Origin of the sequence: Skermanella mucosa (genome assembly GCF_016765655.2) — a bacterium.
GTDB classification, from domain to species: domain Bacteria; phylum Pseudomonadota; class Alphaproteobacteria; order Azospirillales; family Azospirillaceae; genus Skermanella; species Skermanella mucosa.
Map to the genome: position 1 here is coordinate 282,501 of NZ_CP086108.1, position 12,988 is coordinate 295,488.

At 65.7% G+C, this 12,988-nt stretch carries 16 protein-coding genes (1 of these 16 running past the window's edge); 10 read left to right on the plus strand and 6 right to left on the minus strand.

What is annotated here, in order from left to right; all coding sequences use genetic code 11:
* The 3 genes in view from JL100_RS34260 to JL100_RS34270 are tightly spaced (at most 58 nt apart) and all read left to right on the plus strand, a layout consistent with a single transcriptional unit that may run on beyond the window.
* Positions 1–906, plus strand: partial view of a ring-cleaving dioxygenase gene (locus JL100_RS34260; protein WP_202683222.1) — the 3' portion only. The gene continues 39 nt to the left of window position 1, outside the view; only the last 906 of its 945 coding nucleotides appear in the window; the start codon falls outside the window, past its left edge; its stop codon occupies positions 904–906.
* A gap of 58 nt (positions 907–964) precedes the next feature.
* The gene (locus JL100_RS34265) at positions 965–1,597 is read left to right on the plus strand and encodes an alpha/beta hydrolase (RefSeq protein ID WP_202683223.1); all 633 of its coding nucleotides are present in this window, start codon (positions 965–967) and stop codon (positions 1,595–1,597) included.
* 32 nt (positions 1,598–1,629) lie between these two features.
* Positions 1,630–2,574 carry a ring-cleaving dioxygenase gene (locus JL100_RS34270; protein ID WP_202683224.1) on the plus strand — a complete coding sequence of 315 codons (945 nt, stop codon included), beginning with the start codon at positions 1,630–1,632 and terminating at the stop codon, positions 2,572–2,574.
* Between the two features lie 21 nt (positions 2,575–2,595).
* Here JL100_RS34270 and JL100_RS34275 read toward each other — a convergent pair whose 3' ends face one another.
* Positions 2,596–2,784 carry a hypothetical protein gene (locus tag JL100_RS34275; protein WP_202683225.1) on the minus strand — a complete coding sequence of 63 codons (189 nt, stop codon included), beginning with the start codon at positions 2,782–2,784 and terminating at the stop codon, positions 2,596–2,598.
* A gap of 69 nt (positions 2,785–2,853) precedes the next feature.
* On the opposite strand from JL100_RS34275, the gene JL100_RS34280 reads away from it, so the two are divergent.
* Positions 2,854–3,123 carry a hypothetical protein gene (locus tag JL100_RS34280; protein ID WP_202683226.1) on the plus strand — a complete coding sequence of 90 codons (270 nt, stop codon included), beginning with the start codon at positions 2,854–2,856 and terminating at the stop codon, positions 3,121–3,123.
* Positions 3,124–3,275: 152 nt separating this feature from the next.
* On the plus strand, positions 3,276–3,473 hold the full coding sequence (locus JL100_RS34285) for a hypothetical protein (protein ID WP_202683227.1): 198 nt from the start codon (positions 3,276–3,278) through the stop codon (positions 3,471–3,473).
* Between the two features lie 54 nt (positions 3,474–3,527).
* Here JL100_RS34285 and JL100_RS34290 read toward each other — a convergent pair whose 3' ends face one another.
* Positions 3,528–4,934, minus strand: coding sequence for an Nramp family divalent metal transporter (locus JL100_RS34290; protein WP_202683228.1), 1,407 nt, complete (start codon positions 4,932–4,934; stop codon positions 3,528–3,530).
* A gap of 391 nt (positions 4,935–5,325) precedes the next feature.
* Here JL100_RS34290 and JL100_RS34295 point away from each other — a divergent pair, with 391 nt between their 5' ends.
* Together JL100_RS34295 and JL100_RS34300 are read left to right on the plus strand one after the other, a co-directional pair.
* Entirely contained in the window at positions 5,326–6,222 is an 897-nt protein-coding gene (locus JL100_RS34295) for a ParA family protein (protein WP_202683229.1), read from the plus strand.
* Between the two features lie 3 nt (positions 6,223–6,225).
* A complete protein-coding gene (locus JL100_RS34300; protein WP_202683230.1) occupies positions 6,226–7,119 on the plus strand; it encodes a ParB/RepB/Spo0J family partition protein in 894 nt (297 codons plus the stop codon).
* Between the two features lie 84 nt (positions 7,120–7,203).
* Here the strand turns inward: JL100_RS34300 and JL100_RS34305 are convergent, their stop codons facing one another.
* The 4 genes from JL100_RS34305 to JL100_RS34320 all read right to left on the minus strand — a co-directional run bounded on the left by JL100_RS34305 (position 7,204) and on the right by JL100_RS34320 (position 9,683).
* The gene (locus JL100_RS34305; RefSeq protein ID WP_202683231.1) at positions 7,204–8,799 is read right to left on the minus strand and encodes a GMC oxidoreductase; all 1,596 of its coding nucleotides are present in this window, start codon (positions 8,797–8,799) and stop codon (positions 7,204–7,206) included.
* A gap of 8 nt (positions 8,800–8,807) precedes the next feature.
* Entirely contained in the window at positions 8,808–9,083 is a 276-nt protein-coding gene (locus tag JL100_RS34310; protein ID WP_202683232.1) for a hypothetical protein, read from the minus strand.
* An 80-nt stretch (positions 9,084–9,163) separates the two neighbouring features.
* The gene (locus JL100_RS34315) at positions 9,164–9,439 is read right to left on the minus strand and encodes a hypothetical protein (protein WP_202683233.1); all 276 of its coding nucleotides are present in this window, start codon (positions 9,437–9,439) and stop codon (positions 9,164–9,166) included.
* Between the two features lie 31 nt (positions 9,440–9,470).
* Positions 9,471–9,683 carry a hypothetical protein gene (locus JL100_RS34320; RefSeq protein ID WP_202683234.1) on the minus strand — a complete coding sequence of 71 codons (213 nt, stop codon included), beginning with the start codon at positions 9,681–9,683 and terminating at the stop codon, positions 9,471–9,473.
* A 232-nt stretch (positions 9,684–9,915) separates the two neighbouring features.
* On the opposite strand from JL100_RS34320, the gene JL100_RS34325 reads away from it, so the two are divergent.
* From JL100_RS34325 to JL100_RS34335, 3 genes are all read left to right on the plus strand, one after another.
* Entirely contained in the window at positions 9,916–11,004 is a 1,089-nt protein-coding gene (locus JL100_RS34325) for an NAD(P)H-dependent flavin oxidoreductase (RefSeq protein ID WP_202683235.1), read from the plus strand.
* Between the two features lie 177 nt (positions 11,005–11,181).
* On the plus strand, positions 11,182–12,030 hold the full coding sequence (locus JL100_RS34330) for an ABC transporter permease (protein WP_202683236.1): 849 nt from the start codon (positions 11,182–11,184) through the stop codon (positions 12,028–12,030).
* 2 nt (positions 12,031–12,032) lie between these two features.
* The gene (locus JL100_RS34335) at positions 12,033–12,953 is read left to right on the plus strand and encodes an ABC transporter permease (RefSeq protein WP_202683237.1); all 921 of its coding nucleotides are present in this window, start codon (positions 12,033–12,035) and stop codon (positions 12,951–12,953) included.
* Positions 12,954–12,988 lie beyond the last annotated feature (35 nt).

Sequence of the window (12,988 nt, forward strand, 5' to 3'; positions counted from 1 at the left end):
ACGGCGATCGCGGGATCGACGCATCGCAACCTGGACTTCTACGGCCGTACTCTCGGGCTGCGGCTGGTCAAGAAGACGGTCAACTTCGACGACCCGGGAACCTATCACTTCTATTACGGCGACGAGGTCGGCCAACCCGGATCGATACTGACCTTCTTCCCATGGGACCATGCGGCGCCCGGCCGGCTGGGCATCGGGGAAACCCAGGAGACCGTGTTCCGGGTTCCCGAGCAGTCCCTGGGCTTCTGGACCCATAGGCTGATCGAACGCGGCGTGCGCCACGAGGCCCCGGAGAAGCGCTTCGGCGAGACGGTGCTGCCGTTCCGCGATCCCGACGGCATGCGCCTGGCGCTGGCCGCCGTTCCCGGAATCGTCACCGAGGCCGCCTGGGCCGGCGGGGAAGTCCCGGCGGAGCACGCGATCCGCGGCTTCCACGGCGTCAGCCTGCTGCTGAAGGAGGAGGCGCCGACCGGCGCGATCCTGACCGACGTGCTCGGTTTCGACCGGGTCGGGCAGGAAGGATCGGTCGTCCGCTTCAAGGCCGAGGGCACTCCCGTCGGCGGCATCGTGGACATCCGGGTGGCGGGAGGCTTCCTGCCGGCACGGATGGGGGCCGGGTCGGTGCATCACGTCGCTTTCCGGGCCACCGACGATGCGGCGCAGGCCGCGATGGTCTCGCAGCTGGCGGGCAACCACGGCATCTGCACGACGGAGCAGAAGGACCGCAACTATTTCCGCTCGGTCTATTTCCGCGAGCCGGGCGGCGTGCTGTTCGAGATCGCGACCGACGAGCCGGGCTTCGCCGTCGACGAGCCGGCAACGGAGCTGGGCCGCTCGCTGAAGCTGCCGGACTTCCTGGAGCCGCGCCGGGCCTCGATCGAGGCCGTCCTGCCGGAAGTCGCCTGACGTATTTTCGACCGTCGATGTCACCGGAAGCCGGACCGGCTTCCCGAAGAGGTTCGCCATGACCACCGCCTTGTCCTTCATCCACCGGTTCGAACCCGCCACCGCGCCGGGGAAGCCGCCGATCCTGCTGCTCCACGGCACCGGCGGCGACGAGAACGACCTGATGCCCCTGGGCGGCATGATCGCTCCCGGCTCGGCCCTGCTGTCCCCGCGCGGCAAGGTGCTGGAGGGCGGCATGCCCCGGTTCTTCCGCCGCCTGGCGGAAGGCGTGTTCGACGAGGCGGACGTCCGGCACCGCGCCCATGAGCTTGCCGATTTCGTCGCCGCCGCGCGGGAGGCCCACGGTCTGGCGGCGCCGGTGGCGGTGGGCTTCTCCAACGGGGCGAACATCGCCGCCGCCATGCTGATGCTGCGGCCGGAGGCATTGGCCGGGGCCGTGCTGCTGCGGGCCATGGTGCCGCTGAGCGACGCACCGGCGGCGGGCGGGCTGGGGGGCAAACCGGTGCTTCTGCTCTCCGGCGCGATGGACCCGATCGTCCCGGCCGATAACGCCGCGCGTCTCGCGGCGCTGCTGGGCGCTGCCGGCGCCGAAGTCGAGCAGAAGGTCCTGCCGGCGGGGCACGGGCTGTCGCAGGCGGACGTCAACCTGGCCAGGGACTGGATCGGCCGGCTCGCCCCGGCCTCCGCCTAGTCCATCCATTCAAATCGCAAGAGAGAACCACCATGCAGCTCACCGGAATCCATCACCTGACCGCCGTCTCGGCCGACGCGCCGGGCAACCATGCCTTCTATACGCGGACTTTGGGCATGCGGTTGGTCAAGAAGACTGTCAACCAGGACGACGTCAGCGCGTACCACCTGTTCTACGCGGACGCCCTCGCCTCCCCCGGCTCTGACATCACCTTTTTCGACTGGCCGGTCCGGCGCGAGCGGCGCGGCAACCACAGCATCACCCGCACCGGCCTTCGGGTCGCCGGTCAGGACACGCTGGCCTGGTGGAAGCGGCACTTCGCCGAAACCGGCGTCTCGCATGGGGAGATCACCGAGCGGGACGGCCGCCCGACCCTGGATTTCGAGGATTTCGAAGGACAGCGGCTGAGCCTGATCGATGACGGCGGAGCCGGTGCCGCCCATCCCTGGGACCGCAGCCCGGTCCCCGCGGAACATCAGATCCGGGGTCTGGGGCCGATCACGATGACCGTGCCGGACCTGAAGCCCACCGACCTGGTGCTGACCCGGGTGCTGAACATGGCGCAGGTCCGCGACTATGCGGCACCGGATGCGCCGTCGTCCCGCGTTCATGTCTATAGCATGGGCGACGGCGGGGCGGCTGCCGAACTCCACGTGGCGGTGCGGCCCGACCTCCCGGCGGCCCAGCCGGGCGCCGGGAGTGTCCACCACGTGGCGTTCCGCATCCCGGACGCGGATTATGAAGCCTGGGCCGACCGGTTGGACCGGGTGCGGATGCCGTCGAGCGGGCCGGTCGACCGCTTCTATTTCCGCAGCCTGTATTTCCGGGAGCCCAACGGCGTGCTGTTCGAGATCGCGACCGACGGTCCGGGCTTTGCGACCGACGAGGCGCTGGATGCGCTCGGCGAGAAGCTCTCCCTGCCTCCCTTCCTGGAAGGCCGGCGCAGGGAGATCGAAGCCAACCTGAAGCCGCTCTGACGCGGCTTCGGTGAACGAAAGCTAACGGTCGGACTTCTTGTCCTTCGGGTCCGGCTTGCCGTCGCCGCCGGCAACCGCCCCGCCGGGCATTTCGTCGGCGCCCATCCCGGGTGCGCCCATATCCGGGAGACCCGCAGGGGGATCCCGAGTATCGGTGACGGCGGCGTCCTTTTCCTTCGCCCGGTCACCCGGCTTGTTGTTCTGGGTCATCGGATCGCTCCCATTGTTTGATTTCCGAAGATACCAACAGCGGGCCGCGTTACCTGTCTCGCGCCGAAGATGCCGGACCAAAAAGAAGGGCCGCCCAGCTGCGGCGGCCCCAGTCACACGGAATGTGAAGCCGATGCAAGCAACTCCACGGCGTCTATTTTTCTGCGAGACATCAAGATTCAAGTGCTTGGATCAACGACTTTCGAAAAACTCGGCAGCAACTTGATTGCTGCTGAACCTGCGAAGCATAGTCCTCCTCAAGGCAAAGGTGTATCCTCGCCTTTCCCGGACATCCATGAACATGCGCCGGGAGAGCTTCCCGGCGTGCAGGTGAACTGAGACGCGGATCGGCGGACGCGGATCGGGGGGCACGGCAACCCGCCCTGTGCAATCCAGGGCTACGTATCTGGCATACCAAATACCATGATCGGATCTTGCGTCGCGGGATACCGCCCTTATCTTGGTTGCAACGCACCAAAGGAGATCGAAACATGCTGACCGACGCCCCGATCGAATTCGCCCTTCTGGTCGTCGTGGCGACCCTGGCCGCGACCGTCTTCGCCTCCGTGATGAATGCCGTCCTCGTGAAGGCCTCCGCACCCGAGTTCGCGCCGGCCGCCAACAGCAACAATCCGTCCGGCAAGGCCCCTTACGGCACCCGCCAGCCCAAGCTGAAGGTCGTAGCCTGATCCGTCGTACCGACCGGCGGTCCGGGCCGGCCGGTACGATCGGTCACGGCAGGATCAGGCCAGGAACTGCAGGTAGAGCACGTAGGCGCTGATCATGGCCAGGGCGGCGACGCCGCTCCAGGCCCATGCCATCATGGCCTTGTTCGGCAGGTACTCACGCTCCCAACCGGTGAAATCGTTCTTCAGCGACTGGATCGTGAGCCAGAACAGGAGCGGCGAGAACAGCAGCGCCACGACCGAGGCCACCTGGACGACGAGGATCGGCCGGGGCAAGCCGTAGATGATGGCGGTTCCGGTGACCAGCCACAGGATCTGGAAGCCGCGATACAGGATCTGGCGGATCTGCGGCGTATCCCAGCTCCGCCGGAGCCTGACGCAGCTTTCCTCGAAAATGCGCGCCTGGCCGTCGAAATAGGTGAACACGGTCGAGAACAAGGCCGCCGTGGCACCCGCGATGATGACGGGGAACACCCAGGCGCCGAAGGTCTCCGTATAGATGCGAGCGATGGTCAGCCCCATCTCGGCCCCCTTCGGCACCAGGCCGATCGGGTTCAGCACGACCGCGCCGATGATCAGGAACGTCATGCCGGTGATCATCGAGATGATGTAGCTGATGTTCATGTCCCGGTGGAACAGCTTCATGTAGTTCTTCATGTAGTCCGGCGCGAGGATCACTTTGTAGCCCTGCGCCCTCAGGCGCTTGACCTCGACCATGCCGGTCCGCTTGTCCACGGCCCAGTTGGACTGCATCGGGGCGACCTCGACCGTCGTCGGGAAGTATCCCCACATGGCACCGAACAGGAGCGCCGCCCCCGCCGGTGCCGCGACCGGCGCCAGGTTGGACAGGTACTCGCCTGGGGGCGGCATCTGCAACAGGAAGGCGGTCAGGGCGGCGACGGCAAAGATGACGATCGCGATCTTCACGAACAACTCGACGGCGGCATATCTGCCCAGCCAGATGATTCCGACCGTCGCCACCAGGATCGCGACAGCCCACATCTCCAGCGGCAGGATCGGGAAAGCCGCCCAGATCAACGCCGCGCAGCCGAGCGTTCGCCCGGCGATGCCGAACGTGTTCGCCAAGGATTGGAACAGCAGGTACCAGAGCGGCCAGTTCCCCCTGCCCTTCCCGATCCGCTCATAACCTTCCATGATGCTTTCGCCCCGCACCAGCGTATAGCGGTGGGCGAACTCGAACGCGCAATATTTGAAGAAGTACGCGAACGGGATGATCCAGAGCAGCGCGTAACCGAACTGCGCGCCGGCGGTCGGGGCATGCATGATGTGGCTGGCGCCGATGCCGGTCATCGCCGCCGCGATGCCCGGACCCATGGCGCGCCACGTATCGCGCACACCCGTCCCGGGTGCCTCCAGCCGAATGGTCTTCAGATCGTCGTCCGCTTCCCGGGGCGCTTGCCTGAGGTTGGTCGCCGGGATTTCCGGCAAAGGACTGGTGGCCATTTTTCCTCCCTTTCTTATCGTGTCCTGGCTCTCCTCCCAGAGCTCTTGCAGGTGCACTTTGGCATACCAGATGCAATATACCGAACCCCTCAAGACGCTGGATCACCTCGCTTTCTCGGATTATGGAAAGACAGCCCGCATGACGGGCAAGTGGCTTTTCTTCGGTCGACAACCCGCGTTACCCTCTGGCGGGAGCCGATTTATGGCCTGCTCCCGCCCACGCCTCCCGATCGCGACACGCTCGACTTCGAACAGGTCCGCATCATCCTCAGTGTGCGGTTCCGCACACACATCGCCGGAAGATGCACGGTGCTCGGTACACCGGCGTTGACATTGAGTCCGTGCGGTCCGAAACATCTGCCGCACAGACCCAATGATATAGAGGCTGGAGATGGCGCGAACCGTCAAGACGACAAGCACAAGTTCCGGAACGCTTGTCGAGGATCGAGGCGCCGCCGTAACGGCGTCCCCTGTAAGCAAACGCACCTTCCATCTCGCGGTCACCAACCTGAAAGGTGGAGTCGCCAAGACCACCACGGCTGTCAATGTAGCCTGGGGGCTGGTCGATGCCGGCATGAGCTGCTTGGTGGTCGATCTGGACATGCAGGCCAACGCCACGTCGGACCTGGGGTTCGATATCAGCGAAGTGCGCGACAACGGGCTGAACATGGCATCCGTCCTGCGCGGGCAATGCGATATCGAGAGCATCCTTCTCCAATATGGCGACACGGGGCTCTGGGTGGCGCCGAGTTCCAAAGCCTTGACCGATGCCGAGCGCATGCTGAGCAGCGAGATCGGCGGGGAGAAGCGGCTGAGCCAGAAGCTGTCGGCGGTCCAGGGCCGGTTCGACGTCATCATCTTCGACTGCGGCCCCAACCTGAACCTGCTCACGATCAACGCTCTCAGCATCGCCGACTACCTGATCATCCCGGTCCAGACCGAGTATCTGGCGGCTCACGGGACCCTGAGCCTCCTGGATACCGTCGCCCAGGTCCGGGACAATTACAATCCGGGCCTGACCATACTCCCGATCCTGCCGACCATGTACACGGCGAAGAACAGCCAGGAACAGGCGACGCTGGGCGAGTTGAACAGGCTGGTGTCGGACTTGGTCCCGATCTTCGAGCCGGTCCCCCGCGCCACCGTCTTCAGCAAGGCTTCGGCAGCCGGCCACCCTGCCCTTCGCGCCAGCGCGCGGTCGAAGGCGGTCGCGACCTACCGCGACTATGTGAAGCTCATCCTCAAGCACATCAGAGCGGCCCAGGCGGCTCAAGCAAAGGCTGGTTGACCCATGGCTAATCTTCTCGCCCGCCGCTCCTCCGACAACATCCAGCGCCAGGTCAAGGAGCTTGCCGCCAAGGGCGGCGAAGCCGATCCCAACGGCCGTCAGCAGCGCATCCCCGTCTCCAGCGTCAGGCCGAATCCGAACCAGCCCCGCAAGAATGTCGATCCCGGCAAGATAGCGGCCCTGGCGGAGAATATCCGGAAGGTCGGCCTGATCAATCCCATCACCGTCGTCTGGCTCGCCGAGGGCGAGTACGAGTTGCGCGCCGGACAGCGGCGCCTGCTCGCCCACGAGCATCTGGGCGAGACGACGATCCTGGCGCGCGTCTTCCTGAAGAGCGATCCCGCCGTCGCGATCGCGGAGAACCTGATGCGCGAGGATCTGGACGTGGTCGAGACCGCGCTGGCATTCCGCAGCTTGATGGAGCAGCTCGGCATCACCGACCAGACGGCGGTCGCCGATCTCGTCGGGATGGAGAGGTCACGCATCAGCCGCTTTCTCGGCGTCCTCCGGATGCCGCAGGATATCCTGGACGAGTATCAGGACATGGCCGACCAAATCTCCGCGGCGCGGCTTTTCGAAGTCGCCTCGGCCGGGACGGAAGACCGTCAGCGCCAGCTCTGGCACTTGGCCAAGGCGGGCCTGACCGAACGCGAGTTGCGCGACGCCAAGCGCAGCGACGCTCCCATCGAGGTCGTCACCAAGCAGCCATCCCGGGAGAGCGTCGCAGGGGACCGGGAAGCCAGACCGATGAAGCCGGGTAAACAGGTTCTCGGCATCATCGACCGGCTGTCGGCGACCATGGACGACTGGGAGAGCCGGCAGACGCAGATGGACGAGGATCATCGGACACGGCTCGAAAGCCTGCGGGACCAGATCGACCGTCTGCTGAAATCCTGAAGGCTTTGAACGGGCGGGCGCTCGTGTGCGGTTCCGCACACGCCTTCTCTCACCAAGGCCCGTGCGGAACCGCACGGGCTTTTTCTATGCCGACGTGGCTGCGCGCTGCTTCAGATGGTCGGCCAACCTCAAGGCGAGCGCCACGATGGTAAGCGTCGGATTGATGTTGCTGCCGGTCGGGAACACCGAGCTTCCTGTCACATAGAGATTGTCCATGCCATGGACCCTGCATTGGCGGTCGACGACCCCTCGCCGCTCGTCGTCGGCCATGCGCGTCGTTCCCATATGGTGATAGCCGATCACCACGTCGGGGCTCCAGCTGTTCCCACCCTCAGCAAGCCAGGGCTCCATCCGGAACAGGCCCAGACCCAGCCGGGCCAGCTCGATCCCCAGCAGCTTGGTCTGGACGTAAAGCGATCGCTTGTCCAGTTCGGACAAGCGCCAATCCAGGACCAACTGCCGGCTGCCCAGGGCATTCCGCTTGTCGGAAAGCGTGATCCTGCTGTCCGGGTTCGGAGCCTGCTCCGCCTGGAAAGTGAACAGAACTTCCGTGACGCTGGCCGGCTTCGGTACGATGGGCAGGTCCGCGATGGTGCGGCGATAGAGATTGTAAGCCACGATATCCGCACTCAGCAGGAGTTCGCCGACCGTCTCCATCGGTCGCGACGGGACCTGCCCCGCCGCCACCGCCCTGCCCACCCGCTGGAGCATCTGGAGCGTATTCTCGGTGGTCGTGAACCGAAGCTGGATCCTGCTGTTCAGGACCCGCTCCTTCTCCATGGCGGCATCCGACAGCACGATGGCCGGGAAATAGAAATGCTTGCCGCGCCGGCTGGTCCGAAGCGCGTCGATCAGCTTCATGGGATCGTCGGTGACGATGCTGCCTACGCGATCGAGCGGATGATCCATGAAGTAGCGGCCGACAAGGTCGTGCCGATTGCCGACGCCGTTCGGCTGGAAGCGGTCGAAATCGAGCATCAGCCGAGCATTCTCCATACCGCCGCAAGCCAGGACTATGAAGCGGCCCCGGGCTTCCATACGCCGTCCCTTCAGCGAGCGGATCTCGACCGAGTTGACCATGGTGCCGGTCTCGTCGGTCTTCAGCTCGGTGGCGTTGGCGTTGAAGACGACCCGAATGTTGGGAGCGTCGCGCAGTTCCAGCCCATAGGCCTCGCCGAAACGGATCGGCGGCCCGGCGACTTCCCAAAAATGATATTTCAGCCGGGAAGCGTCGAAAGCGAGAGGCGGCACCCCCATCCTTTCCTGGATCCACTCGGTCGAGCGGCGCGGTGGCAGGCCGCAGATCGGGCGTGCGCGGTCGTAATAGGGAAGAAGCTCCTCCAGGCCGAACGGCCACCCGCTGTCGGGAACCCAGGACCGCTGCCGGAAATCGATTGGCTCGAACTCTCCGCACCAGTTGTCCCAGTGGTTCGATGATCCGCCGAAATAGCGCAGACGGCTCTGGTCCAGCGCGAAGTAGGGTATCCCGACACTATCGCTGGCGTAGAGCTCCTGGGTGTCCCCGTCGAACTCTATGTCGCCGCTTTCGAGCAGGAGAACCCGCACCGGCGTCCCGATGAAATCGCGGGCCATGCTGATGGCGGCCGGGCCGGCACCGATGATGCAGATATCGGCCTCGAGCCCGGTCCGCTCGTCCAGGCTGTTGATGTCGATGAACATTGCCGTCCCTAGGCCAATGACAGGGCTGAACAGGTGAGGGCGATGGAGCGGGGCAGCACCCAGCCGTCCACCACCACGACGTCACCGTCGTTCAGATCCTGCTGAATTCTCCGCGCGGTGTGGCTGAGCATGTCATCCTGTCCGGTGCCCTTCAGGACCGCCAGCCAGGATCGGGCAGCTGCCGTTTCGTCCGGATGCAGATCCAGGAAACGCCGTCCGAGGACGCGCACGGCCTCGACGTTCCCGAAAGCCGACGAGAACGGGTCCGGGAACAACGCGGTCACGGAGTTTGCAGGTGCCAAGTGCATTCCCGCGGCGCAAAAGGGCAGGGGGAGCAGGTACAGAAGGAAGGACCGGCGGCGCATCATACGGCTCCTGCGCGATGCCGGCGGCCGGCCGGCTCCGGCAAGGCGGCGCGGCTGCCTGCAGCTTCCTTGGAACAGGTCGACGGCTTGCGGGGGCGCGACAGCACGAACCAGTAGACAGCGACCACGTTGAGGACCGGAACGAGCAGCAAAAGGGAAAACCAGCCGGACCGTCCCGTTCTTCGGCACAGTTTCCAGCAGGCAGTCAGAGGCACCGCGATGAGTCCGGAAAGCACGACGAGGAGAATAACCTGAAAGGCTTCGAACGACAGCATCAAGAACCCCTCCGGGATGACTTTTCTTCGTCTAACCCGATCCGGCTGAGCCGGCCGAGGGACGAGGGTGCAGGAGGATGACGAGGAGTGCCACGAAGCCGATATAGGGTACGACCAGCCACAGGGACAGTGCCGGCGGATATCCCCAGCGCCGGCAAAGCAGCCAGCACGGAGGGATGATGAGCGGTGTCATCAGCAGCCATCCGAGAAGGACGACGAGCATCAATGCGATCAGAGCAGACATGCCAAACATTCTGGAACAAGGATTGGTTTATTTCCATAACTGTCAACACCATAACGCTTTCGCCTCATGCTGCATAGCAGCATCGCGCAGCCGGGCAGGCCGACGATCCGGCAACTGGATCCCCGCCCCGGAACCGGCGTATCAATGAATTTCGGACCGCTGACTCGGGAACCGCGGAACGCGGCTCCGGGCGCCTGCCGTCCGGAACCATCATTCCCAGGGGAGGATCGTCATGAACACTTGGCCGGACCGCCGCATCCTTGATCTTTTCAAGATCGACGTACCGATCATCCAGGCTCCCATGGCCGGAGCGACCACGCCCGAAATGGTCATCGCGGTCAGCGAGGCCGGCGGGCTGGGCTCTCTGCCCTGCGCACTGTACAGCGCCGCCCAGGCCCGAGACGCGCTGGACACGATCCGCGGGGCCACGTCCCGTCCGATCAACCTCAACTTCTTCTGCCACGAACCGCCGACGTTCGACGGCGCGCGCGCCATGGCATGGCGCGCGCGTCTGGCGCCCTACTATGTCGAGCATGGACTGGACCCGGAAGCGCCGGTTCCGGTTTCCAACCGCGCGCCGTTCGACGGGGAGTTCTGCTCCCTGGTCGAGGAATACAGGCCCGAAATCGTCAGCTTCCATTTCGGCCTTCCCGAAAGGACGCTGCTGGAGAGGGTCAAGGCGACGGGTGCCCGGATCATCTCCTCCGCGACCACCGTCGCCGAGGCCCGGTGGCTGGAGACGCGGGGCTGCGACGCCATCATTGCCATGGGCATGGAAGCCGGCGGGCACCGCGGGACCTTCCTTGGAGAGGATGTCCTGGCAGACATGGAGCGTCAGGTCGGCACCTTCGCTCTGGTGCCGCAGGTCGCCGATGCCGTCCGGGTCCCGGTGATCGCGGCCGGGGGGATCATGGACGCGCGCGGGATCGTCGCCGCCTTCGCACTGGGCGCCTCCGCCGTGCAGATCGGTACGGCCTACCTGTTCACGCCGGAAGCGAAGATCTCCACCATGCACCGCGAGGCGCTCAAGACGGCAGCCGCCGACGATACCGTCGTCACCAACGTCTTCACCGGGCGCCCGGCGCGCGGGATCGTCAACCGCATCATCGCCGAGGTCGGGCCGCTGTCGCCGCACGCCCCGGACTTCCCACTGGCCGGCGGGGCCCTGGTGCCCTTGAGGGGCCTGACCGAGCCGGCGGGCTCGCCGGACTTCACCAACATGTGGGCGGGGCAGGGGGCGCCGCTGGGCCGCGAGATGTCGTCCGGCGACCTGACGCGTCATCTCGCGGCGGAAGCCCTGAAGAAAGCGGGCAGGGGCTGACGGCCTCACGAAGGGATTAACTCTCTGGGAGCCTTGCGGTGGAGGCTTAAGCAGTTTCAATTGGTTAGAAACCAGTTGCCCGAAGCGAGCGGGTCTCCACCATGCACGGAACATCCCACAGTGATTGCAGCGCCATCAGGCCGGGCGGCTGTCCGCCTTCAGCACCCCGTATCATGAATGTCTGATGCCCTGAGGCGTTTCGCCGGCAACCGCATCGCCATGGCGGGGCTGGCCCTGATCACCATTATCGTCGGGGCTGCGCTGACGGCGCCCCTGCTGGCCCCGTTCGATCCCAACGAGCAATTCTTCGAAGGCCTGACCCTGGAAGGGGCGCCGCTGCCGCCCAACGGAACCTTCTGGCTGGGGACCGACCAGCTCGGCCGCGACCTGCTGTCCCGCTTGATCTACGGCGCCCGGACCTCCCTGGTGGTCGGCGTGCTGGCGAACGGCGTTGCCGTCCTGGTCGGGACGGTGCTCGGCGTCATCGCCGGCTATGCCCGGGGCGTGATCGGTGCCGCGATCATGCGCTTCACCGACCTGATGATGGCGTTCCCCGCGCTCCTCCTGGCGATCGCGCTGGCGGCGATCTTCAGCCCGTCGCTGCTGATCGTGGCCCTGGTCATCGCCATGGTGAACTGGGTGCAGATCGCCCGCGTCGTCTATACCGAGACGACGGCGCTGGCCGAGCGGGACTATATCGAGGCGTGCCGGGCGCTGGGCGCCGGCTGGCCGAGGATCCTGTTCCGCCACATCGTGCCGCATCTGGTGCCGACCGTGCTGGTCTATGCCACGCTCGGCATCGCCACGACGGTCCTGCTGGAGGCGACCCTGTCGTTCCTCGGCATCGGCGTCCGGCCGCCCGAGCCGTCCTGGGGCAACATCATCTACGAGAACCAGACCTATTTCGCCAATGCGCCCTGGCTTGTGTTCATCCCAGGCGCCGCGATCCTGCTGCTGGCGCTGGCCTTCAACCTTGTCGGCGACGGGCTGCGCGACGCGCTCGACCCGACCCAGCGGGGCCGGTGACCATGGCTGGATACCTTGCCCGGCGTGTCGTCCAGGCGGTGCTCATCCTCCTGGGCGTAACCTTCATCACCTTCATCCTGCTTTATCTGCTGCCGGCCGACCCGGCGCGCCAGATCGCGGGCCGGTCGGCTACGGCGGCGACGGTGCAGTCGATCCGCCAGCAGCTCGGGCTCGACCTGCCGCTGTGGCAGCAATATCTGCGCTATCTCGGCAATCTGGCCCAGGGCGACATGGGGCGTTCCTACATCCAGCGGACGGAGGTCGCCTCCCTGGTCTGGAGCCGGCTGCCCGCGACCCTGCTGCTGATGGCCGGCGCCATCGTCTGCGAACTGGCGATCGGGCTGGGGGCGGGCATCCTGGCGGCGGTCAGGCGGGGACGGCCGACCGACACGGCGATCATGGTGGCCTCCTTCCTGGGGGTGTCGGCGCCGCAGTTCGTGGTCGGCATCCTGCTGCTCTACGTATTCGCGGTCCAGCTCGGCTGGTTCCCGATCGGCGGCTACGGCACCTTCGCCCATCTGGTGCTTCCGTCGCTGACCCTGGGCATCCTGGGCGGCGGCTGGTACAGCAGGATGGCCCGAAGCTCCATGGTGGACGTGCTGCGCCAGGACTATATCCGGACCGCACGCGCCAAGGGGGCGGGCAGCAGCCGCATCGTCCTCATCCATGCGCTCCGCAACGCCGTGCTGCCGCTGATCGCCATGATCGGCCTCGACATCGGCATCTTCATGAGCGGCGCCGTGGTGGTGGAGTCCGTGTTCGGCTGGCCCGGCATCGGGCAATTGACCTGGCAGGCAATCCAGCAGGTGGACATCCCCGTGATCATGGGCGTCACGCTGACCGCGGCCGTCTTCATCGTGCTCGGCAACCTGTTGGCGGACCTGATCGCGCCGCTCGCCGACCCGCGCATCAAGCTGCGCTGAAGCCATGGCTCGAATGAAAAAACCACAAGACGAAC

Bases quoted from the DNA above. Each gene is read 5' to 3' on its own strand.
- JL100_RS34280 (WP_202683226.1), top strand. From the start codon at position 2,854: ATGCCGGACCAAAAAGAAGGGCCGCCCAGCTGCGGCGGCCCCAGTCAC.
- JL100_RS34270 (WP_202683224.1), top strand. From the start codon at position 1,630: ATGCAGCTCACCGGAATCCATCACCTGACCGCCGTCTCGGCCGACGCG.
- JL100_RS34315 (WP_202683233.1), bottom strand. From the start codon at position 9,439: ATGCTGTCGTTCGAAGCCTTTCAGGTTATTCTCCTCGTCGTGCTTTCC.
- JL100_RS34265 (WP_202683223.1), top strand. From the start codon at position 965: ATGACCACCGCCTTGTCCTTCATCCACCGGTTCGAACCCGCCACCGCG.
- JL100_RS34295 (WP_202683229.1), top strand. From the start codon at position 5,326: ATGGCGCGAACCGTCAAGACGACAAGCACAAGTTCCGGAACGCTTGTC.
- JL100_RS34330 (WP_202683236.1), top strand. From the start codon at position 11,182: ATGTCTGATGCCCTGAGGCGTTTCGCCGGCAACCGCATCGCCATGGCG.
- JL100_RS34300 (WP_202683230.1), top strand. From the start codon at position 6,226: ATGGCTAATCTTCTCGCCCGCCGCTCCTCCGACAACATCCAGCGCCAG.
- JL100_RS34285 (WP_202683227.1), top strand. From the start codon at position 3,276: ATGCTGACCGACGCCCCGATCGAATTCGCCCTTCTGGTCGTCGTGGCG.
- JL100_RS34275 (WP_202683225.1), bottom strand. From the start codon at position 2,784: ATGACCCAGAACAACAAGCCGGGTGACCGGGCGAAGGAAAAGGACGCC.
- JL100_RS34335 (WP_202683237.1), top strand. From the start codon at position 12,033: ATGGCTGGATACCTTGCCCGGCGTGTCGTCCAGGCGGTGCTCATCCTC.
- JL100_RS34305 (WP_202683231.1), bottom strand. From the start codon at position 8,799: ATGTTCATCGACATCAACAGCCTGGACGAGCGGACCGGGCTCGAGGCC.
- JL100_RS34320 (WP_202683234.1), bottom strand. From the start codon at position 9,683: ATGTCTGCTCTGATCGCATTGATGCTCGTCGTCCTTCTCGGATGGCTG.
- JL100_RS34325 (WP_202683235.1), top strand. From the start codon at position 9,916: ATGAACACTTGGCCGGACCGCCGCATCCTTGATCTTTTCAAGATCGAC.
- JL100_RS34290 (WP_202683228.1), bottom strand. From the start codon at position 4,934: ATGGCCACCAGTCCTTTGCCGGAAATCCCGGCGACCAACCTCAGGCAA.